Consider the following 21643-nt stretch of genomic DNA (forward strand, 5'->3'; position numbering starts at 1 on the left):
TTGCATTGCACTGGCTTTTCCCCGTCAGAAGATCCGATTTTTGACGCGGTTTAAGCTGGAACGGATTACGCCCTTTTTACCACCTATGAAGCCAACAAGGATTCATCTGGGGGAGAGGGGTATATGTTTGGAGTCAACGTGCCGGCCCAGGTGTCATGGGGGGGATTAAGCGGCCATAACAATGCGGGCGGTTTTAAAAAAAGCCAGGACAAGACCGACGATACGCAGAAGGTCGATACCGATAAAGACACCGTTTCGAACCTGCTCAAGGAGTTGGAGGACGCCCAGAAGACGTCCAAGACTCAGCTCGAGCAGGACTTGCGCGACAAACTCAATGAGCTGCGAAAGAAGCTCGGCGAGGAAAAGTTCAAAGAGATCATCGAACAACTGAAGAAGAATGCTTCTGAGGCTTGGCTCGCTTTCTTGAAGGCGTTGTTCCCGGACCTGTTTCCAGACGACGGATCACCACCTCCACCGATTGATAACGGTGGGGGTGGCGGTGGCGGTGGAGGTGGAGGTGGAGGTGGAGGTGGAGGTGGCGGTGGCGGTGGTGTCAACCGAAATGACTTTGGTGACTCGAAGCCGATGTCCAATGTAAAGCCCAGCAAGGGGGCTGGCTTCTACGACTACAAGACCAACACCGGTACACCGGGGGAGAAACCCAGTACAGAGTTCGGGGCTGGTAACATCTGGAGTGGTTTCAGGCAGGGGGGCAATGGAAGCTGTGTGACTGTTTCAGCTATCAAGGCGGCGATGATGAAGTACGGCAAGAACCCTCAGGACATCTTCGACAAGGTCATTGATACGGGCGACGGCTATAACGTCACGATGAAGGATGGCTTCAACCTTAAGTTGTCCAAAAGTGAATTGCGGGAGGCGGCAGCATATGCGGGCTTTGAGGGGGATGATCCAGAAATGCTGACCAACGCCAACTTTCTGTATGCGGCAAGTGCCAAGCGCGCGCAGATTGAGGGTAATGGTCTGGATGACAATCCCAACGATGCCAAGCGCAGCTTTCGACATGCGATGGAAAGCCTGAACAACGGTGAAATGCCCCATGAGGCGCTAGACCGCCTTGGTTTGAAAGGCCGTTACCGTCGAACATCGAGCAATGAGCTCGCGAATGGTCAACTAGGGGTGGTGGCCTACAACCTGCACTCAATGGCTGTTATTGGGGGGAACATCGAGTTGTGGGGGCAAAAAGGAGGCAGACCTCAGCAAGGAATCGCGTACGCATTGATCTGACTGCAGCGCTTAACAAAAAAACCGATAAACCCTATGCAGTCGGGGTTTATCGGGTTTATCAATCCCGGGCATTCCGCCCGGGATCGCCTCAGCTTATTGGCAGGCTTCGCAATCTGGCTCGTCAATCGCGCAGGCTTTTGGCACTGGTGCCGGGCCGGCAGGGGCAGCGAGCACCGAATCATCACCGTGGTTGCCGCTGGAAACAGCGTTCAGCTTGCCGGTGTTGATGGTCGACTTCTCGGTGCTGGTCGCAGCCAGGGCACGGAGGTAGTAAGTGGTTTTCAGGCCACGGTACCACGCCATGCGGTAGGTTACGTCCAGCTTCTTGCCCGATGCGCCGGCGATGTACAGGTTCAGGGACTGGGCCTGGTCGATCCACTTCTGACGACGGCTGGCGGCGTCAACGATCCACTTGGTGTCCACTTCGAAAGCGGTCGCATAGAGCTCTTTGAGTTCTTGCGGGATGCGCTCGATCTGCTGCACGGAGCCGTCGTAGTACTTCAGGTCGTTGATCATCACCGAGTCCCACAGGCCGCGGGCCTTTAGGTCGCGAACCAGGTACGGGTTGATCACGGTGAATTCGCCCGACAGGTTCGATTTCACATACAGGTTCTGGTAGGTCGGTTCGATCGACTGCGATACGCCGGTGATGTTGGCGATGGTCGCGGTCGGCGCGATGGCCATGATGTTGGAGTTACGAATGCCTTTCTGCACGCGGGCACGTACCGGCGCCCAGTCCAGGGATTCGTTCAGGTCAACGTCGATGTACTTCTGGCCACGTTGCTCGATCAGGATCTGTTGCGAATCCAGCGGCAGGATGCCTTTGGACCACAGCGAACCCTGGAACGTCTCGTAGGCACCGCGCTCGTCGGCCAGGTCGCAGGAAGCCTGGATCGCGTAGTAGCTGACCGCTTCCATGGACTTGTCGGCGAACTCGACCGCAGCATCCGAACCGTAAGGAATGTGCTGCAGGTACAAAGCGTCCTGGAAGCCCATGATGCCCAGGCCGACCGGACGGTGCTTGAAGTTGGAGTTCTGCGCCTGTGGCACCGAGTAGTAGTTGATGTCGATCACGTTATCGAGCATGCGCACTGCGGTGTTGACGGTACGTTCCAGCTTGGCGGTGTCCAGCTTGCCGTTGACGATGTGGTTCGGCAGGTTGATCGAGCCCAGGTTGCAAACGGCGATCTCGTCCTTGTTGGTGTTCAAGGTGATCTCGGTGCACAGGTTCGAACTGTGGACCACGCCCACGTGCTGCTGCGGGCTGCGCAGGTTGCACGGGTCTTTGAAGGTCAGCCATGGGTGACCGGTTTCGAACAGCATGGACAGCATCTTGCGCCACAGGTCTTTGGCCTGGATGGTCTTGAACAGCTTGATCTTGCCTGGGTACTGGGCCAGGGCTTCGTAGTACTCGTAGCGCTCTTCGAAGGCCTTGCCGGTCAGGTCGTGCAGGTCCGGCACTTCGGATGGCGAGAACAGGGTCCACTGGCCGTCGTCGAAGACACGCTTCATGAACAGGTCAGGGATCCAGTTGGCGGTGTTCATGTCGTGGGTACGACGACGATCATCACCGGTGTTCTTGCGCAGCTCGATGAACTCTTCAATGTCCATGTGCCAGGTTTCCAGGTAGGCACACACAGCGCCTTTGCGCTTGCCGCCCTGGTTAACCGCAACGGCGGTGTCGTTCACCACTTTCAGGAACGGTACAACGCCCTGGGACTTGCCGTTGGTGCCCTTGATGTACGAACCCAGCGCACGCACCGGTGTCCAGTCGTTGCCCAGGCCGCCGGCGAATTTGGACAACATGGCGTTGTCGTGGATCGCGTGGTAGATGCCCGACAGGTCATCCGGCACGGTGGTCAGGTAGCAACTGGACAGCTGTGGACGCAGGGTGCCGGCGTTGAACAGGGTCGGGGTCGACGACATGTAGTCGAAGGACGACAGCAGGTTGTAGAACTCGATGGCACGGTCTTCTTTGTGCTTCTCTTCGATCGCCAGGCCCATGGCCACGCGCATGAAGAACACTTGTGGCAGTTCGAAGCGGATACCGTCCTTGTGGATGAAGTAACGGTCGTACAGGGTTTGCAGGCCCAGGTAGGTGAACTGCTGGTCACGCTCGTGGTTGATCGCCTTGCCGAGTTTTTCCAGGTCGAAGCTGGCCAGGACCGGGTTGAGCAATTCGAATTCGATACCCTTGGCGATGTAGGCCGGCAGGGCCTTGGCGTACAGGTCGGCCATCTCGTGGTGGGTCGCGCTGTCGGCCACGCCGAGGAAGCCCAGGCCTTCGGCACGCAGGGTGTCCATCAGCAGGCGCGCGGTCACGAACGAGTAGTTCGGCTCACGTTCAACCAAGGTACGGGCGGTCATCACCAGGGCGGTGTTGACGTCGGTCAGGGCTACACCGTCGTACAGGTTCTTCAGGGTTTCGCGCTGGATCAGGTCACCGTCGACTTCTTCCAGGCCTTCGCAGGCCTCGGTCACGATGGTGTTCAGGCGGCCCAGGTCCAGCGGTGCAAACGTGCCGTCGGCCAGGGTGATGCGGATCGATGGGTGAGCTTGTACCGCGGCGTCTTCGGCCGGGGTGCGGACAGCGCGTTCCTTGGAGCGGGCGTCACGGTAGATCACGTAGTCGCGGGCGACTTTCTGTTCGCCGGCACGCATCAGGGCCAGTTCGACCTGGTCCTGGATTTCTTCGATATGGATGGTGCCGCCCGACGGCATGCGACGCTTGAAGGTCGCGGTGACTTGTTCGGTCAGGCGGGCAACGGTGTCGTGGATGCGCGACGAGGCAGCAGCGGTGCCGCCTTCAACTGCAAGGAACGCTTTGGTGATGGCGACGGTGATTTTGTCATCGGTGTAAGGAACGACAGTGCCGTTACGCTTGATCACGCGCAATTGGCCTGGTGCAGTGGCGGACAGATCCTGGTTCGAATCAGCGGCCTGCGGCACGGAGCCTTGCGGGTTCTCGCGAGTTGTGTCGGTTTGCATGGGGGGTTGTCTCCGCGTTCTATATTTGATTGCGAGTGCCAGGCTTTTCCTGCAACACCCGTACCGTTTTCCATATCGGGGATGGGAAACAGCTGCCATCCGCGTGAGCGGTTTGGTCTACTGAAAAATCGGTTGGTTCCCTACTGCGCTAGCAATAAAACCCTTGAATATCGAACCACTTGTGTGGTTGGGCGCTTTGCGCAAAAACCCTACATATAGGGTCTGCTGTGTCGCCGAGGTACAAGATAATGCGTTTCGGAAGGGTTGGCAACGCAGTAACCTGTGGATAACGCTGTGGGTAAAATGTGTATGAAAGGCTGAATGTGTGTGTAGGCCGCATTACTGCTGCGTTGTACCGTTTGTCATGAAATATTTCCGACCTAAAACAGCTGGGCCGTTTTCGAAGGGCGCGAACCCTATCACAAAATATCGCGATCACCGAATGGATTTCCCGCCTTGTGCTACAGGCCGTGAGCATGGCTACAATCGGCTTTTGTTATGCCTCTGAAACATGACAAACAGGGTATGACCGATGGAAATCAAACTGTGGGAGCGGGCTTGCCCGCGAAGGCGATGTATCAGCAACAGATTCGGTGACTGACACTGCGCTTTCGCGGGCAAGCCCGCTCCCACATGCAGATCTCCCTGGGTAAGAAGAATGTCTAATAACAACGAGGACCGCCCGTGGAGCAAGAAGCCTGGCAGATACTGATCGTCGAGGACGATGAGCGATTGGCCGAGTTGACCCGTGATTACCTGGAAAGCAACGGCCTGCGCGTATCGGTGGAAAGCGACGGTGCCCTGGCCGCGGCGCGTATCGTTGCCGAACAACCTGACCTGGTGATCCTCGACCTCATGCTCCCCGGCGAAGACGGCCTGAGCATCTGCCGTAAGGTGCGTGAGCGCTACGACGGCGTGATCCTGATGCTCACCGCGCGTACCGACGACATGGACCAGGTGCTCGGCCTGGACATGGGCGCCGACGACTACGTGTGCAAACCCGTGCGTCCACGCCTCTTGTTGGCGCGCATCCAGGCCCTGCTGCGGCGCAGCGAACCGGCCGAAGCGGCCATCGTCGAAAACCAGCGCCGCCTGCAATTCGGCCCGTTGGTGGTGGACAACGCCCTGCGCGAAGCCTGGCTGCATGACGGCGGCATCGAGCTGACCAGCGCCGAATTCGACCTGTTATGGCTATTGGTGGCGAATGCCGGGCGCATTCTGTCTCGCGAAGAAATCTTTATCGCCCTGCGCGGCATCGGCTACGACGGCCAGGACCGCTCCATAGATGTGCGTATCTCGCGCATCCGCCCGAAAATAGGCGATGACCCGATCCACCCGCGCCTGATCAAGACCATCCGCAGCAAAGGCTATCTGTTCGTCCCCGAAGCCGCTGCCGATATGCCGCTGTGAACTCGATCTTCCTGCGCATCTACGGCGGCATGTGCGCGGCGCTGATCCTGGTGGCGCTGCTCGGCGTACTCGCCCTGCACCTGCTCAACGAAGTGCGCAGCGGCCAGTACCGCGAGCGCCTGGCCCACGGCACGTTCGCCCTGATGGGCGATAACCTGCAACCCATGAGCGCCATCGAGCGCCAGCGCGCCCTGGCGGTGTGGGAGCGCTTGCTCGGTATTCCCCTGGAGTTGCGCAGCCTCAGCGACGCGCAGTTGGACCTCAGCCAACGCAATCGCCTGCAGCGCGGCCAGGTGCTGGTGCAGCAGACCGGCCCCCATGCGGCGCGCGTGTTGCGCCTGGTCAGCGAGCGCGAATCCCTGGTACTGACCGGCGAAGTGCAGCAGATCAGCGAGCAATTGGCCCGGGCGACCATTTACCTGCTGGCCGACGAACTGGTGCGTTTTCCGGTCGCCGAACAGCCGCAACGCCTGGCGGACATAAAGGAAGCCAAGGGTTTTGGCTTCGAGATGCACCTGATGGCCCTTGACCAGACCGATATGGACGACGACCAGCGCCGCCGCGTATCGGAAGGCGATACGGTGATGGCCCTTGGCAAGGGCGGTGATTCGATCCGCGTGTTCGCCGGCATGGTTGGTACGCCGTGGGTGTTGGAAATCGGCCCGCTGTATCAGATGAACCCGTACCCGGCGCAATGGCTGATCCTGATCGCATTGATCGGCCTGACCCTGATCGGTTTGATCGTCTATCTATTGGTGCGCCAGTTGGAGCGCCGCTTGCGCGGCCTGGAAGCCGCCGCCACACGGATCGCCAAAGGTAGCCTGGAGGTGCGCGTGCCGGCCCGTGGCGCCGACTCGGTGGGGCGCCTGGCTGCCGCCTTTAATGGCATGGCCGAGCACTTGCAGCAATTGCTGGCGATCCAGCGCGAACTGGTGCGCGCGGTGTCCCACGAACTGCGCACCCCGGTGGCGCGCCTGCGCTTCGGCCTGGAGATGGTGGGCGATGCCACCACGCCCGAGGCTCGACACAAATACCTGGAGGGCATGGACAGTGACATCCAGGATCTCGATGGCCTGGTCGATGAAATGCTCACCTATGCCCGCCTGGAACAGGGCGCGCCGGAGCTGAATTTCCAGCGTGTCGACCTCAACGCCTTGCTCGATCAGGTGATCGGCGAATTATCGCCACTGCGCCCGCAAGTCTCGGTCGCCCGTGGCATTTGCCTGTCCTCGGCGCATTGGGACGACGCCTGGGTCGACGCCGAGCCGCGCTACCTGCACCGCGCCCTGCAAAACCTGGTGAGCAACGCCATGCGTCACGCCCAGGGGCAGGTGCTGATCAGTTACCAGGTGGGCCAGGTGCGTTGCCGCATCGATGTGGAGGATGACGGACCGGGTGTGCCGGAAAGCGCCTGGGAGCGCATCTTCACGCCGTTCCTGCGCTTGGATGACAGCCGCACCCGTGCTTCCGGTGGGCATGGGCTGGGGTTGTCGATCGTGCGGCGGATCATCTACTGGCATGGCGGGCGGGCGTTGATCGGCAAGAGCAACAACCTGGGTGGGGCTTGTTTCAGCTTGAGTTGGCCCAGGGATCAGGAGAAACCTTGAGGCCGCTTTCGCGAGCAAGCCCGCTCCCACACTCGACCGAGTTCCAGTAGGGGAATGCATTCAAATGTGGGAGCGGGCTTGCTCGCGAAAGCGGTCTATCAGGCGCCGACCGCCACCAGGCTCAACAACTGCCCATCCGCCAGTACAAACTGCCCCACCAACTCCTTGCCATAACACCACTCGCTGGACAGGTCCGTCAGCAAGCGTAACCGCACAGCCCCTGACTCATCCCACTGCACCACCTCGGCGTGTTCAAAATAAAAGCGCTTCTGCACAATCGGATACAGCGCCTTGAACAAGCTCTCCTTGGCCGAAAACGTCAGCGTCACCAGCAACGCAACCTGCTCGCGCGGCACATGCGCCATGCGCTTGAGTTCATCGGCGGTGAGGATTTCGCCCGCCAGCCGTTCGGCGCGCTCCAGCGGCATCACGTTCTCCAGGTCCATCCCCAGCCCGCGCCACTGCGCCTTGTGCCCGACAATCGCTGCGGCATGCCCGGTGCTGTGGGTGATGGAGCCGCTGATGTGCCCAGGCCACACGGGGGCACGGTCTTCGCCGATGGCCGGGATGCAATCGAGCTGATCCAGCTGCTGCAACGCGGCACGGGCGCACAAGCGGCCGGCAAGGAACTCGGCCTGGCGCTTGGCCACTGAGCGCTGGATGCTCGGCGGTGGCGGCACGGCGCTGCGCTGGAAATCGCCCTCGGCCAGTAAGGTCGGGTCGAAGCGAGTGCTGAGCAATACCGTGCCCGGCAAGGGTTCGGGCAGCGACCAATGGGCGTCGAGTGGGGTGCAGCAAGCGGGTAAAGGAGTCATGGGCGGTATTCTGCCGAGTTGGCGGGCCAGAGGATAGCCCGCTGTTCAGGGGGAGTTCAGGGGCGCCTGCGTAGTCTGGCCCTACAGCCAAACGCATAGAGGTAAGCACCATGACTGCGATCAAAAAGCTGATGTTGGCGTTAACCATGCTCAGCGCCACCGCCGGGGCCCAGGCCTCGGACGCGGCCTTTGCTGCATTCGGTAGCGAAAAAACCAAGAAATCCAGCACGCTGATCCAGCGTGTCAGCTTTGAAGATGCGGGCAGCCAGCCTACGCCGTGGGGCCAGGCCCTGGGCTTGACCGCCGCGCAACCGGCCTACCGTGCCGGCTACGCACACCTGACGGGCCACTACAATGGCACTAAACTGCGCCCGCAAGACTTGCAGGGCCGCTATGATGTCCCTCTGTCGGACAGTTGATTTGCCTTGGAGAGCCTTATGAAATTGCTGGTGGTGGAAGATGAGGCGCTGCTGCGCCATCACCTGTTGACCCGCCTGACCGACAGCGGGCATGTGGTCGAGGCCGTGGCCAATGCCGAAGAAGCGCTGTACCAGACCGGCCAATTCAACCATGACCTGGCGATCATTGACCTGGGCCTGCCCGGCATGGGCGGCCTGGATCTGATCCGCCAACTGCGTACCCAGGCCAAGACCTTCCCGATCCTGATCCTCACCGCCCGTGGCAACTGGCAGGACAAGGTCGAAGGCCTGGCCGCCGGGGCCGACGACTATGTGGTCAAACCGTTCCAGTTCGAAGAGCTGGAAGCGCGGATGAACGCCTTGCTGCGCCGCTCCAGCGGGTTCACCCAGTCGACCATCGTCGCCGGGCCCTTGTTGCTGGACCTCAATCGCAAGCAAGCGTCCCTCGATGAACAGCCGTTGGCGTTGACCGCTTACGAGTATCGGATTCTCGAATACCTCATGCGTCACCATCAGCAAGTGGTCGCCAAGGACCGCCTGATGGAACAACTCTATCCGGATGACGACGAGCGCGATCCGAACGTGATCGAAGTGCTGGTCGGCCGCCTGCGCCGCAAGCTGGAAGGCCCGGGCGGGTTCAAGCCGATCGACACCGTGCGTGGCCTGGGCTACCTGTTCAATGAGCGCTGCCTTTGATTCGCTCGCTGCGCGTGCGCCTGATGCTGGCGGCCGCCACCCTGGCCGTGCTGTTTATGCTCGGTTTGCTGCCGGCGATGCAAGGCGCGTTCAGCCTGGCGTTGCAGGATTCCATCGAGCAGCGCTTGGCGTCGGATGTCACCACCCTGATTTCCGCCGCCCGTGTGGAAAACAACCGCCTGCTGATGCCGGCGCAGTTGCCGGACGAGCGCTTCAACCTCACCGATAGCCGCCTGCTCGGCTATATCTACGACCGTGAGGGCCACCTGGTGTGGCGCTCGCGGGCGACCAAAGAAGAGAACATCAACTACAAGCCGCGCTACGACGGGCGCGGCAATGAGTTTGCGCGGATTCGCGAGGCCAATGGCCAGGAGTTCTTTGTCTATGACGTCGAGGTCAAGTTGCTCGGTGGCAAGAGTGCGGCGTTCAGTATCGTCGCCCTGCAACCGGTGCGTGAATACCAGCTGACCCTCGAAGGCCTGCGCGAAAACCTCTATCTGGGTTTCGGCGCGGCCTTGCTGGTGCTGCTCACGCTATTGTGGCTGGGCCTGACCTGGGGCCTGCAAGCCTTGCGACGCTTGAGCCAGGAACTGGACCAGATCGAAGGCGGCACCCGTGAAAGCCTTTCCGAAGAACACCCCCGCGAACTGCTGCGTCTTACCGGTTCCCTCAACCGCTTGCTGGCCAGCGAGCGCGAGCAGCGGGCGCGCTACCGCGATTCCCTCGACGACCTGGCCCACAGCCTGAAAACCCCGCTCGCTGTGCTGCAGGGCGTGAGCGAAGACATGGCCCAGCGCCCGGAAGACCGCGACCAGGCCTGGGTGCTGCAATCGCAGATCGAGCGCATGAGCCAGCAGATCAGCTACCAACTGCAGCGCGCCAGCCTGCGCAAAAGCGGCCTGGTGCGCCATCAGGTCCGTCTGGAACCGGTGCTGCAAAGCCTGTGCGACACCCTGGACAAGGTCTACCGCGACAAGCGCGTCAGCGTGTCCTTCGATTTGCCGGACGAGTGCTATGTGCCGATCGAGAAGGGCGCCTTGCTTGAACTGCTCGGCAACCTGCTGGAAAACGCCTACCGCCTGTGTGTACGCCAAGTGCGTATCCGTCTGGTGGAAAGCCTCGAAGGCATCGAGTTGTGCGTTGAGGATGACGGGCCGGGCGTGCCGCCGGATCAGCGTGCACGGATTCTGCAACGGGGTGAGCGGCTGGACCGCCAGCATCCGGGGCAGGGGATCGGGTTGGCGGTGGTCAAGGACATCATTGAGAGCTACGGTGCGCGGCTGACCTTGGGGGATTCGCCGTTGGGTGGGGCTGCTTTCAAGATCCACTTTCCGGCTGTTTGATCTTTATTGGTCATGCTGGCCTCTTCGCGAGCAAGCCCGCTCCCACATTCGACCAAGTTCTAACGTTGGAATGCAATCACGTGTGGGAGCGGGCTTGCTCGCGAAGACGCCAGTACAAGCAACACACCTCTAACTCTCCTGCGCCCGGTAAGCCCCTGGCGTCACCCCCGTCCACTTCTTGAACGCCCGGTGAAACGCCGACGGCTCGGAAAACCCCAGCTGCTCGGCAATCTGCTGCAACGACAAATCCGCCCGTCCCAGGTGATAGATGGCGATGTCCCGCCGCAGCTCATCCTTGAGTGCCTGAAAGCTGGTGCCCTCTTCGCGCAGGTGCCGCCGCAGTGTCTGCGGGCTGATGTGCAGGTGCTGGGCAACCGCTTCCAGGTCCGGCCAGGGCGTGCGGTCGCGGCTGAGCAAGCGGCGCAGTTGGCTGCTGAGGCTGTCGCCTTCGTCCGGGCGTGACAGCAAGTCGGCAGGCGAGCGTTCGAGGAAGTGCTTGAGCGTGCGCTCGTCCTGCAACAGCGGCAGGCTCAGGTAGCGCGCGGGAAACACCAGGCTGCTGTGCGGCGCGCCGAACACCAGGGGGCAGGGGAACAGCAGGTCGTACTCTCCGGCATGGGCTGGCCTCGGGTAGCTGAAGGTGGCCTGGTTCAGTCGGATGCGCTGCCCGATCAGCCAACTGCCGAGGCGATGCCAGATCACCAGCAGGCATTCGCTGAGGAAGTGATCCGGGTCCCACAGCTGTGAGTCGTCCAGGCTCAAGCGGGCCATGTCGCCTTCGCGTGTCAGCTGCCAGCGCGGGCCCTGTGGGAATAGGCTATAAAATAATAAGCCGCGTTCCAGCGCCTTCTCCAGGGTGCGGCAGTGGATCAGCGCGTGGCACATCATGGCGAAGGTGCCGCGCTTGCTCGGGCCTTCGGCAAAGCCCAAGTATTCGTCATCTAGCCCCAGCCAGAGCATTTGCAGCAGCCGGGTAAATTGCTCCGGGGCAATGCGGGCGCGCGGTTCGCTCAGCAGTTCGGGGGTGATGCCCAGTTGTTGCAGCAGGCCCGAATAGTCGTAACCCGCCCGGCGCGCACCGCCGAGGGCTGCTCGGGCGTAATGACTGGCGATGGTACGTTCACGCATGCGAAGGCCTCGTCCATGGAATGGCGGATGGTAGCCAGCCCGGGGGGAGGGCGACAAGGCGGATATCCGCCAAATTGTAGGACGTGATTGGACGAGTGGGCGGAAATCCGCCACCTGATTCGGCGCGCTGGAGGGCGCCTGAAAAGCCTCAGCCCTGATGTCTAAAGGCCTTCAGGGTTTTTCAGAGAAGTGGCACGACGTTTGCGATATAGATTACAGCGCAGGCCGCTCCGACAGGCCTCGCAAACAACAAATCCCTCCAGTGCAGGAGGGTTCGCAATTCAAGTGTCGTGGGCAATGGCGGATCTTTGCCACACGGGACGATTGAGGAATTTTGCAATGACGACTCGTCAGCCAATCTACAAATCCCTGTATTTCCAGGTGATCGTTGCAATCGTTATCGGTATTTTGCTCGGTCACTTCTATCCGGATACCGGCGTGGCCCTCAAGCCATTGGGTGACGGGTTCATCAAACTGATCAAAATGGTCATCGCCCCGATCATCTTCTGCACCGTTGTCAGCGGCATCGCTGGCATGCAAAGCATGAAATCGGTCGGCAAGACTGGCGGCTACGCGCTGCTGTACTTCGAAATCGTTTCGACCATCGCGCTGCTGATCGGCCTGGTCGTGGTCAACGTTGTGCAACCGGGCGCCGGCATGCACATCGACGTGGCTACCCTGGACGCTTCGAAAGTCGCGGCCTACGTGACTGCCGGTAAAGACCAGAGCATCGTTGGCTTTATCCTCAACGTTATCCCGAACACCATCGTCGGCGCCTTCGCCAACGGCGACATCCTGCAAGTGCTGATGTTCTCGGTGATCTTCGGTTTCGCCCTGCACCGCCTGGGTGCCTACGGCAAGCCGGTACTGGACTTCATCGATCGCTTCGCCCACGTGATGTTCAACATCATCAACATGATCATGAAGCTCGCGCCAATCGGTGCCCTGGGCGCCATGGCGTTCACCATCGGTGCCTATGGCGTAGGTTCCCTGGTGCAACTGGGCCAGCTGATGATCTGCTTCTACATCACCTGCGTGCTGTTCGTGCTGGTGGTGCTGGGCGCTATCTGCCGCGCTCACGGTTTCAGCGTGATCAAGCTGATCCGCTACATCCGTGAAGAGCTGCTGATCGTTCTGGGTACTTCGTCTTCCGAATCCGCACTGCCACGCATGCTGATCAAGATGGAGCGTCTGGGCGCGAAGAAATCCGTAGTAGGCCTGGTGATCCCGACTGGCTACTCCTTCAACCTCGACGGTACGTCGATCTACCTGACCATGGCGGCCGTGTTCATCGCCCAGGCGACCGACACCCACATGGACATCACCCACCAGATCACGCTGCTGCTGGTGCTGCTGCTGTCCTCCAAAGGCGCTGCGGGCGTGACCGGTTCGGGCTTCATCGTACTGGCTGCAACCCTGTCGGCCGTAGGCCACCTGCCGGTTGCCGGCTTGGCGCTGATCCTGGGTATCGACCGCTTCATGTCTGAAGCCCGCGCCCTGACCAACCTGGTTGGTAACGCAGTGGCCACCCTGGTTGTGGCCAAGTGGGTCAAGGAACTGGACACCGACAAGCTGCAAAGCGAGCTGGCGTCCGGCGGTACCGGTATCTCGGAAACCCGCGAACTGGATGACCTGGACGTGGCCGAAGGCCCTGCACCTACTGTCAAGTAAGCTGCTGCCGGCGTGAACTGACGCCGACCGCGATACACAAACGCCCCGACCTGTTCGGGGCGTTTGCGTTTCTGGTTTACAGTGGGTGAATCTGTTTGCCGTTGTAAAGCTTGTTGGAGGTTTGATGGACAGCGTTGACCTGAATGTCCTGCGCAGCGTGCTCGAATGGCGTCGCGCCGGGCAGCGTGTGGTGTTGTACAGCGTCGTGCAGACCTGGGGCAGTGCGCCACGGCCGCCGGGGGCAATGTTGGCCTTGCGTGGTGATGGTGTGGTGATCGGCTCAGTGTCTGGCGGTTGCATCGAGGATGACCTGATCGCGCGGCTGCAAGACGGTCGCTTGCCGGCCGATGGGCCGCCGGTGCAGTTGGTGACTTACGGTGTCACCCGCGATGAGGCGGCGCGTTTTGGCTTGCCGTGCGGCGGCACCCTTCGCCTGACCGAGGAGCGTGTTGATGAGTGGGAGTGGGTGTCGCAATTGCTGGAGCGCTGCGAGGCCCACCAGATTGTCGCCCGTGAACTTAACCTGGCGACCGGCGAGGTGACACTGAGCGAGGCGAACAAGACCGATGCGGTGACCTTCGACGGCGAGCGCCTGCGTGCGATTTACGGTCCGCGTTGGCGCCTGTTGCTGATCGGCGCCGGCCAACTGTCGCGCTACGTGGCGCAAATGGCGCGGCTGCTGGATTTCGAGGTACTGATCTGCGACCCGCGGGAAGAGTTCGTCTACGGCTGGGAGCAGCAGCACGGCCGTTTCGTGCCGGGCATGCCGGACGAAGCGGTGTTGAATATCCACACCGATGAACGTACGGCCATCGTCTGCCTTACCCATGACCCGCGCCTGGATGACATGGCGCTGCTGACGGCGTTGAATTCACCGGCGTTCTACATTGGCGCCCTGGGTTCGCGGGTCAATACGCAGAAGCGCCGGGAAACCTTGGCGGCGCTGGGGTTGTCGGCAGAGGCGATTGCGCGTTTGCATGGGCCGATTGGTTTGTATATCGGCAGCCATACACCGGCGGAAATCGCGCTATCGCTGCTGGCGGAAATTGTCGCGATCAAAAATGGCGTGGTGTCGTGACGGTCACTGCGCTTGTATTGGCGGCAGGGCAGGGCAGACGGTTCCGCGCTGAAGCGGGCGATGCCCAGGACAAACTGTTGGCCGCCTGCATGGGCCTGGATGGCGTGATGCGACCGGTGATCGAGCAGGTGCTGCTGAACCTGCCGGCGAGCATTGTACGGCGCTGGGTGGTGACTTCGCCGGGGCGGGATGAGGTGGTTCGTCTGGCCAGGGCGTATGGCTGTGAGGTGTTGTTGCTGGAGTCTGCAGGTATGGGCGACAGCCTTGCGGCGGCGGTTGCGGCCAGTGGTTCGGCTGATGGTTGGCTGGTGGTGCTGGGGGATATGCCGTTTATTCAGCCTGCGAGTATTGAGCGGGTGGTGGAGGGGCTGGAGGTGGATGGCATTCGTGTGCCGGTGCAGAGCGGGCGGTATGGGCATCCTGTGGCGTTTGGGGCCGCGTTTGGGCCGCAGTTGATGGCGCTGAGCGGTGATCGTGGAGGGCGGGCGTTGTTTGTGTCGGCATCGGTGCAGGAGGTGCTGGTGGACGACCCGGGGGTGCATTGGGACGTCGACTTGCCGCAACTCTTGAGCTTCACACCACCTCGCTCGGATTGAACTGCATGGCAAATTGGAAGCATCAAAAAGCCCCGCCTGATCACTCAGGCGGGGCTTTTTAGTCGCTGCTGGAATCAGGCGAGAGGTTTGCTCTCGTGTTCTGCTTCCTGTGCAGCGGCAGCGGCAGCGGCGGCTGCTTCAGCTTCCTTGCGACGACGACGCACTTCACGTGGGTCGTTCGGCGCACGGCCGTTTTCGGTCAAGGCGCTGGCCGGGGCTGCTTCAACCACCGGAGCGGCGACTTCGGCAACCACTGGCGCTTCAACCACGGGTGCAGGCTCGACAACCGGTGCTGGCTCAGCCACTGGAGCAGGTTCTGCAACCACGACAGCTTCGGCAACCGGAGCCGGCGCTTCTTCTACCACAGGGGCAGGCGCTGGCGCTTCAACCGGGGCGGCTGGCTCGGCGGTCCACTGGAAGGCGGTCTGTTCTTCACGAACTTCACGAACTTCCGGGGCGGCTTCGACAACGGGTGCTTCAACCACGGCTTCAACCACTGGTTGAGGCTCAACGACCGGTGCCGCTTCTACCGCAATCACTTCGACTTCTGGCTGGGCTTCGTGAACCGGTGCCAGTTCGACTTGCGCAACAACCGGCGCTTCGACTGGTGTGGTTGCTTCTACAGCCGGCGCTTCGGCAACAGGCACTTCAACAGCCGGCGCTTCTACCACTGGGGTTTCGGCGACGGGTGCTTCAACTGCGGCGGTTTCTTCGACAGCAGCGGTCGCACGTTCAGCCTGCTCGTGGGCCTGGGCTTCAGCCGATGCGCTGATGACCGAGCTGGCAACGGCCGCGGTCACGGCCAGGCCGGCAGCCAGTTCGGTGCCAGTGGCTGCTTCTGCGTTCTCGCCGGCTTCTTCCGAGCCTTCGATCACGTTGCCGTTGGCGTCACGTTGACGCTCACGACGGTTGCTGCGACGACGCTGGCCACGGGAGCGGCGGCGTGGGCGATCGCCTTCGGCGCCGTCCTGACCGTCTTCCTGCGACTGCTCTTCAGCGCTCAGTACTTCTTCGTCTTCGCTGGCAGCGGCGGCCTGTTCGGCACGTGGCTGACGCTCTTCACGCGGTGGGCGTGGCTGACGTTCTTCACGTGGCGCACGCTCTTCTCGTGGCTGGCGAGCCGGGCGCTCTTCAGCAACAGCGGCGGCACCAGCAGCGGCGACGGCAGGTGCTGCGTCCAGCGGTTCACGCAGTTCACGCACGCGTTCTTCACGCTCGCCACGTGGCTTGCGATCTTCACGTGGGGCACGTGGGGTGCGTGGTGCGCGTTCTTCACGCGGTGCACGCTCTTCGCGGGCTACGGTTGGAGTCTCTTCACGGGCTTCGCGAGGAGCACGCTCTTCACGTGGTGCGCGCTCTTCACGCGGTGCACGTTCTTCGCGTGGCTTGCGCTCTTCGTCACGGCGGCCGTTGCGGTTACGGCTCTGCTGGCGACCGTTGCGACGTTCTTCGTTGCGCGCCGGGCGCTCGGCCGCTGGTTTTTCAACCACAACCGGAGCAGCAGGTTCTTCCTTGGTAGCAAACAGGCTGACCAGCGACTTCACCAGGCCCTTGAACAGGCTTGGCTCAGGCAGGGCGGCCGGTGCGGCAACCGGAGCGGCGGCTTCAACCGGGACCGGTGCGTTGGCACGGGCTGGCGCGGTCTTGACGGCGGCTTCCTGGCGAACCAGGGTGCGGGTCGCAGCGGCTGGCTGGACTTCTTCCACTTCGGCAGCAGCAGCGGCGATTTCGTAGCTGGACTGGCCGCTGTGGGCTTCCGGGCTGTCATCACGCAGGCGCTGCACTTCGAAGTGCGGCGTTTCGAGGTGATCGTTCGGCAGGATGACGATACGGGCACGGGTGCGCAGTTCGATCTTGGTGATCGAGTTGCGTTTTTCGTTGAGCAGGAACGCGGCAACCGGGATCGGCACTTGCGCGCGGACTTCGGCGGTGCGGTCTTTCAGGGCTTCTTCTTCGATCAGGCGCAGGATTGCCAGGGACAGCGATTCAACGTCACGGATGATGCCGGTGCCGTTGCAACGCGGGCAGACGATGCCGCTGCTCTCGCCCAGGGATGGACGCAGGCGCTGACGGGACATTTCCAGCAGGCCGAAGCGCGAGATGCGGCCGACTTGCACGCGGGCACGGTCAGCTTCCAGGCATTCGCGGACTTTCTCTTCCACGGCGCGCTGGTTCTTGGCTGGGGTCATGTCGATGAAGTCGATCACGATTAGGCCGCCGATGTCACGCAGGCGCAGCTGGCGGGCGATTTCTTCAGCCGCTTCCAGGTTGGTCTGCAGGGCGGTTTCTTCGATGTCGCTGCCTTTCGTTGCGCGCGCCGAGTTGATGTCGATGGACACCAGGGCTTCGGTCGGGTCGATCACGATGGAGCCACCGGAAGGCAGTTCGACTACGCGCTGGAAGGCGGTCTCGATCTGGCTTTCGATCTGGAAACGGTTGAACAGCGGCACGCTGTCTTCGTACAGCTTGATCTTGCTGGCGTACTGCGGCATCACCTGGCGGATGAAGGTCAGGGCTTCGTCCTGGGCTTCAACGCTGTCGATCAGCACTTCGCCGATGTCCTGGCGCAGGTAGTCGCGGATGGCGCGGATGATCACGTTGCTTTCCTGGTAGATCAGGAATGGCGCGGAACGATCCAGGGACGCTTCTTTGATGGCGGTCCACAGTTGCAGCAGGTAGTCGAGGTCCCACTGCATTTCTTCGCTGCTGCGGCCAAGGCCGGCGGTGCGAACGATCAGGCCCATGTCGGCCGGTGCAACCAGGCCGTTCAGCGCTTCACGCAGTTCGTTGCGCTCTTCGCCTTCGATGCGACGGGAAATGCCGCCGGCACGTGGGTTGTTCGGCATCAGGACCAGGTAACGGCCAGCCAGGCTGATGAAGGTGGTCAGGGCTGCGCCCTTGTTGCCACGTTCTTCTTTTTCCACCTGGACGATGACTTCCTGGCCTTCGCTCAGGACGTCCTTGATGTTCACGCGGCCTTCAGGGGCTTTCTTGAAGTATTCGCGGGAGATTTCTTTGAGTGGCAGGAAGCCGTGGCGCTCGGAGCCGAAATCGACAAAGGCAGCCTCAAGGCTTGGTTCGATGCGAGTAATACGGCCTTTATAGATGTTGGCCTTCTTTTGCTCGCGTGCACCGGATTCGATGTCCAGGTCGTAGAGGCGTTGGCCATCTACCAGTGCAACACGCAACTCTTCGGGTTGAGTTGCGTTAATCAGCATTCTTTTCATGTTGTACCGTCGGTTTCCGGGCTGCCGGAAACGGCGTTCGGCACACACGACTTCTCACGGTCGGTGTCAGGTGCGTCAAGAGTGGTTGGCCACTCCAGTGTCCAGCGACATCTGCCCAAAGGGGGCAAAGGCGCGACGGACGCGTCCTGCTTGTTTGCTGTGGTGACCAAGGCACCACTTCAACAAAAGCTAAGGTCAGGAGGAGGAATCAACCGGCGACTGTGGACGAGATGAAGCGTCTAAATATAAGCCTAGTGCTACACGGTCCGACGGTTGTGCATCTCCACCCTACACGTATCCCTGATAATTCGGGTGCTGCCGCGCGCAGAATCCGCAGCGGGTTGGCATTTACCGTGTTTTCCAATGGGGAGAACACGCTCATGGCTAAACAAGACTAGGTGTGGGCGACTGCGCTCTCACTCAGCTCTTAACAGGCGTTGTTTCCGAAGCATTCGCCATGGTCTGGCCCAAGACTGACTGCACTTTGTGAACTGGCCGTAAATATCGGCGCAAAACGCGAGTATTCACTCTGCTTTCTGCACTCGCTTCAGGCCTCATGTCACCTGCGCTCGTTACAATCCTGAGCCTTCCAAGGTGGCGAAAGCCCCGTAGGACGGCCTCGCGTCCTGATGAATTGCGATGGTCAGGGCCGGCTGTATGCCGCATGTCCTCTGGCCAGGCCGCTTTTGGCGGCGTTCGCGACTATAGCAGCAATGATTAAGTGCTTCAATTCCATAAAAAATTGTTATCATCGCCGCCATGACGACTACCGCCCCCCAGACCCCCAGCGTCCAGCTGCTCGAGGTCTCGCCGGAATATGCCGGCCAACGCATCGACAATTTTCTCCTGGCCAGGCTCAAAGGCGTGCCCAAGACCTTGATTTACCGCATCTTGCGTAAAGGTGAAGTGCGGGTGAACAAGGGCCGGATCAAGCCCGAGTACAAGCTGCAGGCGGGCGATATCGTCCGTGTGCCGCCGGTGCGCGTGCCGGAACGTGACGAGCCTGTGCCGCTGGCCCAGGGCCTGTTGCAGCGCCTGGAAGCCTCGATTGTCTTCGAAGACAACAAGCTGATCGTGATCAACAAGCCTTGCGGCATTGCCGTCCACGGCGGCAGCGGCCTGAATTTCGGCGTGATCGAAGCCTTTCGTCAGTTGCGTCCGGATGCCAAGGAGCTGGAGCTGGTCCACCGCCTGGACCGTGATACTTCCGGCCTGCTGATGATCGCCAAGAAGCGCAGCATGTTGCGCCACCTGCACACCGCCCTGCGTGGCGATGGCGTGGACAAGCGCTACATGGCGCTGGTGCGTGGCAACTGGGCCAGCTCGATCAAGAGCGTGCGGGCGCCACTGCAGAAGAGCAACCTGCGCTCCGGCGAGCGCATGGTGGAGGTGGACGAGGAGGGCAAAGAAGCCCTGACCCTGTTCAAGGTGCTGCGCCGCTTCGGCGACTTTGCCACCATGGTCGAAGCCAAGCCGGTCACTGGGCGAACCCACCAGATTCGTGTGCACACCCTGCATGCCGGGCATTGCATCGCCGGTGACACCAAGTACGGCGACGAGGATTTCTCCAAGGAAATCCGCGACCTGGGTGGCAAACGCCTGTTCCTGCACGCCTACATGCTCACTGTGCCGCTGCCGGATGGCGGCGAATTGAAGCTGCAGGCCCCGGTCGACGAGATGTGGGCCAAGACCGTGGAGCGTTTGAGTGTCGCACCCTGACTACAAGCTGCTGATTTTTGATTGGGACGGCACGTTGGCCGATTCGATTGGCCGGATCGTCGAGTCGATGCACGCTGCGTCGACCCGCTCGGGTTACGCGTTGTGCAGCGATCATGCGGTCAAGGGCATCATCGGCCTGGGCCTGCCCGAAGCGATCCGCACCCTGTACCCCGAGATCAGCGATGCTGAGCTGATCGCGTTCCGTGAACACTACGCCGACCACTACATCGCCCTGGAGGCCGAGCCTTCGCCGTTGTTTGAGGGGGTGGTGCATTCCCTGGCCGCGTTCCGCGCCGAGGGTTACCACCTGGCGGTCGCCACCGGCAAGGCCCGTCGCGGGCTGGATCGCGTGCTCAGGGCCCATGGCTGGGAAGATTACTTCGACATTACCCGCGCTGCCGATGAAACCGCCAGCAAGCCGCACCCGTTGATGCTGGAGCAGATCCTCGCCCATTGCGGCGTAGCGCCGCGCCAGGCGTTGATGGTGGGCGATGCCTCCTTCGACCTGATGATGGCGCGCAACGCGGGCATGGACTGTGTTGCGGTCAGTTATGGCGCCCAGTCCGCCGAAGCCTTGCAGCAGTACGAACCACGGCTGACGATCAATCATTTTTCCGAATTGCAGGCCTGGCTCGGTCAGGCTCACTAAGTCTTTGCTGGGGTTATTGGCATGAGTGATGAGTGGAAAGCGCCTGAAAAGGCCGAGAATGGTGAAGACAAGAGCTGGAAGCTGCTGGAGAAGACCCTCCTGGCTGGCGTCCAGGAGCAGCGTCGTGCGCGGCGGTGGGGGATTTTCTTCAAGCTGCTGACCTTCACTTACCTGCTCGGCATGCTGGTGCTGTTCAGTCCGCTGGTGGACATGGAGAAGAGTGCCGCCCGTGGCAGCAACTACACCGCCTTGATCGAGGTGCGTGGGGTGATTGCCGACAAGGAGGCCGCCAGTGCCGACAACATCGTCAGCAGTCTGCGCGCGGCGTTTGAAGATCCCAAGGTCAAGGGTGTGATCCTGCGTATCAACAGCCCGGGCGGCAGTCCGGTGCAGTCGGGTTACGTGTATGACGAGATTCGTCGCCTGCGCGGCCTGCACCCGGATACCAAGCTGTATGCGGTGATTTCCGATCTGGGTGCCTCGGGTGCCTATTACATTGCCAGTGCCGCTGACCAGATCTACGCCGACAAGGCCAGCCTGGTCGGTTCCATTGGCGTGACGGCGGCCGGTTATGGCTTTGTCGGCGCCATGGAGAAGCTGGGTGTGGAGCGTCGCACCTATACGTCGGGTGAGCACAAGTCGTTCCTGGACCCGTTTCAGCCTCAGAAGCCTGATGAGACCCAGTTCTGGCAGGGTGTGCTCGACACCACGCATCGCCAGTTCATCGCCAGCGTGAAGCAGGGGCGCGGGGATCGGCTGAAGGATAAGGAACATCCGGAGCTGTTTTCCGGCTTGGTCTGGTCTGGCGAGCAGGCGTTGCCGTTGGGCTTGATCGATGGGTTGGGCAGTGCCAGCTCGGTGGCGCGGGACGTGGTCGGCGAGAAAGAACTGGTGGACTTTACTGTGCAGGAATCGCCGTTTGATCGGTTCTCCAAGAAGCTGGGTGCCAGCGTGGCGGAGAAACTCGCGCTGTACATGGGCTTTCAGGGCCCGACCCTGCGCTGAGATTTCGAACCTGGTGTAGATCAAAATGTGGGAGCGGGGTTGCCCGC

At 61.3% G+C, this 21643-nt stretch carries 16 protein-coding genes; 12 read left to right on the top strand and 4 right to left on the bottom strand.

Annotated elements, in window-relative coordinates:
• Nucleotides 1-123 precede the first annotated feature (123 nt).
• A complete protein-coding gene (locus tag LIY36_RS25100) occupies nt 124-1245 on the top strand; it encodes a hypothetical protein (protein WP_226457548.1) in 1122 nt (373 codons plus the stop codon).
• A gap of 93 nt (nt 1246-1338) precedes the next feature.
• Here the strand turns inward: LIY36_RS25100 and LIY36_RS25105 are convergent, their stop codons facing one another.
• Nucleotides 1339-4233 (bottom strand): ribonucleoside-diphosphate reductase subunit alpha, encoded by a 2895-nt coding sequence (locus tag LIY36_RS25105; protein ID WP_226457549.1) that lies wholly within the window; start codon nt 4231-4233, stop codon nt 1339-1341.
• Between the two features lie 684 nt (nt 4234-4917).
• Here LIY36_RS25105 and LIY36_RS25110 point away from each other — a divergent pair.
• A complete protein-coding gene (locus LIY36_RS25110) occupies nt 4918-5643 on the top strand; it encodes a response regulator (RefSeq protein ID WP_192300662.1) in 726 nt (241 codons plus the stop codon).
• Nucleotides 5640-7250 (top strand): ATP-binding protein, encoded by a 1611-nt coding sequence (locus LIY36_RS25115; protein ID WP_226457550.1) that lies wholly within the window; start codon nt 5640-5642, stop codon nt 7248-7250. The genes LIY36_RS25110 and LIY36_RS25115 overlap by 4 nt, the downstream gene beginning before the upstream one ends.
• Before the next feature lie 98 nt (nt 7251-7348).
• On the opposite strand, the gene LIY36_RS25120 is transcribed toward LIY36_RS25115, so the two are convergent.
• Nucleotides 7349-8065, bottom strand: coding sequence for a 4'-phosphopantetheinyl transferase family protein (locus LIY36_RS25120; RefSeq protein WP_226457551.1), 717 nt, complete (start codon nt 8063-8065; stop codon nt 7349-7351).
• A 110-nt stretch (nt 8066-8175) separates the two neighbouring features.
• On the opposite strand from LIY36_RS25120, the gene LIY36_RS25125 reads away from it, so the two are divergent.
• Genes LIY36_RS25125 through LIY36_RS25135 form a run of 3 tightly spaced genes read left to right on the top strand, consistent with a single transcriptional unit; the run spans nt 8176 to nt 10523 of the window.
• Nucleotides 8176-8484 carry a hypothetical protein gene (locus LIY36_RS25125; protein WP_192300665.1) on the top strand — a complete coding sequence of 103 codons (309 nt, stop codon included), beginning with the start codon at nt 8176-8178 and terminating at the stop codon, nt 8482-8484.
• 18 nt (nt 8485-8502) lie between these two features.
• Nucleotides 8503-9180, top strand: a complete 678-nt coding sequence (locus tag LIY36_RS25130) for a response regulator transcription factor (RefSeq protein ID WP_192300666.1) — start codon at nt 8503-8505, stop codon at nt 9178-9180.
• Nucleotides 9177-10523 (top strand): ATP-binding protein, encoded by a 1347-nt coding sequence (locus LIY36_RS25135; RefSeq protein ID WP_192300667.1) that lies wholly within the window; start codon nt 9177-9179, stop codon nt 10521-10523. The genes LIY36_RS25130 and LIY36_RS25135 overlap by 4 nt, the downstream gene beginning before the upstream one ends.
• 129 nt (nt 10524-10652) lie before the next feature.
• Here the strand turns inward: LIY36_RS25135 and LIY36_RS25140 are convergent, their stop codons facing one another.
• Nucleotides 10653-11651 carry an AraC family transcriptional regulator gene (locus LIY36_RS25140; RefSeq protein WP_226457552.1) on the bottom strand — a complete coding sequence of 333 codons (999 nt, stop codon included), beginning with the start codon at nt 11649-11651 and terminating at the stop codon, nt 10653-10655.
• A 339-nt stretch (nt 11652-11990) separates the two neighbouring features.
• Here LIY36_RS25140 and LIY36_RS25145 point away from each other — a divergent pair, with 339 nt between their 5' ends.
• The 3 genes from LIY36_RS25145 (at nt 11991) to LIY36_RS25155 (ending at nt 14996) form a co-directional block, all read left to right on the top strand.
• On the top strand, nt 11991-13322 hold the full coding sequence (locus tag LIY36_RS25145) for a dicarboxylate/amino acid:cation symporter (RefSeq protein ID WP_226457553.1): 1332 nt from the start codon (nt 11991-11993) through the stop codon (nt 13320-13322).
• A 124-nt stretch (nt 13323-13446) separates the two neighbouring features.
• Nucleotides 13447-14400, top strand: coding sequence for an XdhC family protein (locus LIY36_RS25150; RefSeq protein WP_192300670.1), 954 nt, complete (start codon nt 13447-13449; stop codon nt 14398-14400).
• Complete coding sequence (locus tag LIY36_RS25155; RefSeq protein ID WP_226457554.1) at nt 14397-14996, top strand: nucleotidyltransferase family protein; 600 nt, start codon at nt 14397-14399, stop codon at nt 14994-14996. The genes LIY36_RS25150 and LIY36_RS25155 overlap by 4 nt, the downstream gene beginning before the upstream one ends.
• A gap of 74 nt (nt 14997-15070) precedes the next feature.
• Here LIY36_RS25155 and rne read toward each other — a convergent pair whose 3' ends face one another.
• Entirely contained in the window at nt 15071-18223 is a 3153-nt protein-coding gene (gene rne / locus LIY36_RS25160; protein WP_226457555.1) for a ribonuclease E, read from the bottom strand.
• 759 nt (nt 18224-18982) lie between these two features.
• On the opposite strand from rne, the gene rluC reads away from it, so the two are divergent.
• Genes rluC through LIY36_RS25175 form a run of 3 tightly spaced genes read left to right on the top strand, consistent with a single transcriptional unit; the run spans nt 18983 to nt 21596 of the window.
• Nucleotides 18983-19942, top strand: a complete 960-nt coding sequence (gene rluC, locus LIY36_RS25165) for a 23S rRNA pseudouridine(955/2504/2580) synthase RluC (protein WP_033901273.1) — start codon at nt 18983-18985, stop codon at nt 19940-19942.
• Nucleotides 19929-20591 (top strand): HAD-IA family hydrolase, encoded by a 663-nt coding sequence (locus LIY36_RS25170; protein WP_192300673.1) that lies wholly within the window; start codon nt 19929-19931, stop codon nt 20589-20591. The genes rluC and LIY36_RS25170 overlap by 14 nt, the downstream gene beginning before the upstream one ends.
• 21 nt (nt 20592-20612) lie before the next feature.
• Nucleotides 20613-21596, top strand: coding sequence for a S49 family peptidase (locus tag LIY36_RS25175; protein WP_226457556.1), 984 nt, complete (start codon nt 20613-20615; stop codon nt 21594-21596).
• Nucleotides 21597-21643: the final 47 nt, after the last annotated feature.

Source organism: Pseudomonas sp. AF03-9, from assembly GCF_020515815.1.
In the GTDB taxonomy this organism is placed as follows: domain Bacteria; phylum Pseudomonadota; class Gammaproteobacteria; order Pseudomonadales; family Pseudomonadaceae; genus Aquipseudomonas.

Bases quoted from the DNA above. Each gene is read 5' to 3' on its own strand.
- LIY36_RS25100 (WP_226457548.1), top strand. From the start codon at position 124: ATGTTTGGAGTCAACGTGCCGGCCCAGGTGTCATGGGGGGGATTAAGC.
- LIY36_RS25105 (WP_226457549.1), bottom strand. From the start codon at position 4,233: ATGCAAACCGACACAACTCGCGAGAACCCGCAAGGCTCCGTGCCGCAG.
- LIY36_RS25120 (WP_226457551.1), bottom strand. From the start codon at position 8,065: ATGACTCCTTTACCCGCTTGCTGCACCCCACTCGACGCCCATTGGTCG.
- LIY36_RS25125 (WP_192300665.1), top strand. From the start codon at position 8,176: ATGACTGCGATCAAAAAGCTGATGTTGGCGTTAACCATGCTCAGCGCC.
- LIY36_RS25130 (WP_192300666.1), top strand. From the start codon at position 8,503: ATGAAATTGCTGGTGGTGGAAGATGAGGCGCTGCTGCGCCATCACCTG.
- LIY36_RS25140 (WP_226457552.1), bottom strand. From the start codon at position 11,651: ATGCGTGAACGTACCATCGCCAGTCATTACGCCCGAGCAGCCCTCGGC.
- LIY36_RS25145 (WP_226457553.1), top strand. From the start codon at position 11,991: ATGACGACTCGTCAGCCAATCTACAAATCCCTGTATTTCCAGGTGATC.
- LIY36_RS25150 (WP_192300670.1), top strand. From the start codon at position 13,447: ATGGACAGCGTTGACCTGAATGTCCTGCGCAGCGTGCTCGAATGGCGT.
- rne (WP_226457555.1), bottom strand. From the start codon at position 18,223: ATGAAAAGAATGCTGATTAACGCAACTCAACCCGAAGAGTTGCGTGTT.
- rluC (WP_033901273.1), top strand. From the start codon at position 18,983: ATGACGACTACCGCCCCCCAGACCCCCAGCGTCCAGCTGCTCGAGGTC.
- LIY36_RS25175 (WP_226457556.1), top strand. From the start codon at position 20,613: ATGAGTGATGAGTGGAAAGCGCCTGAAAAGGCCGAGAATGGTGAAGAC.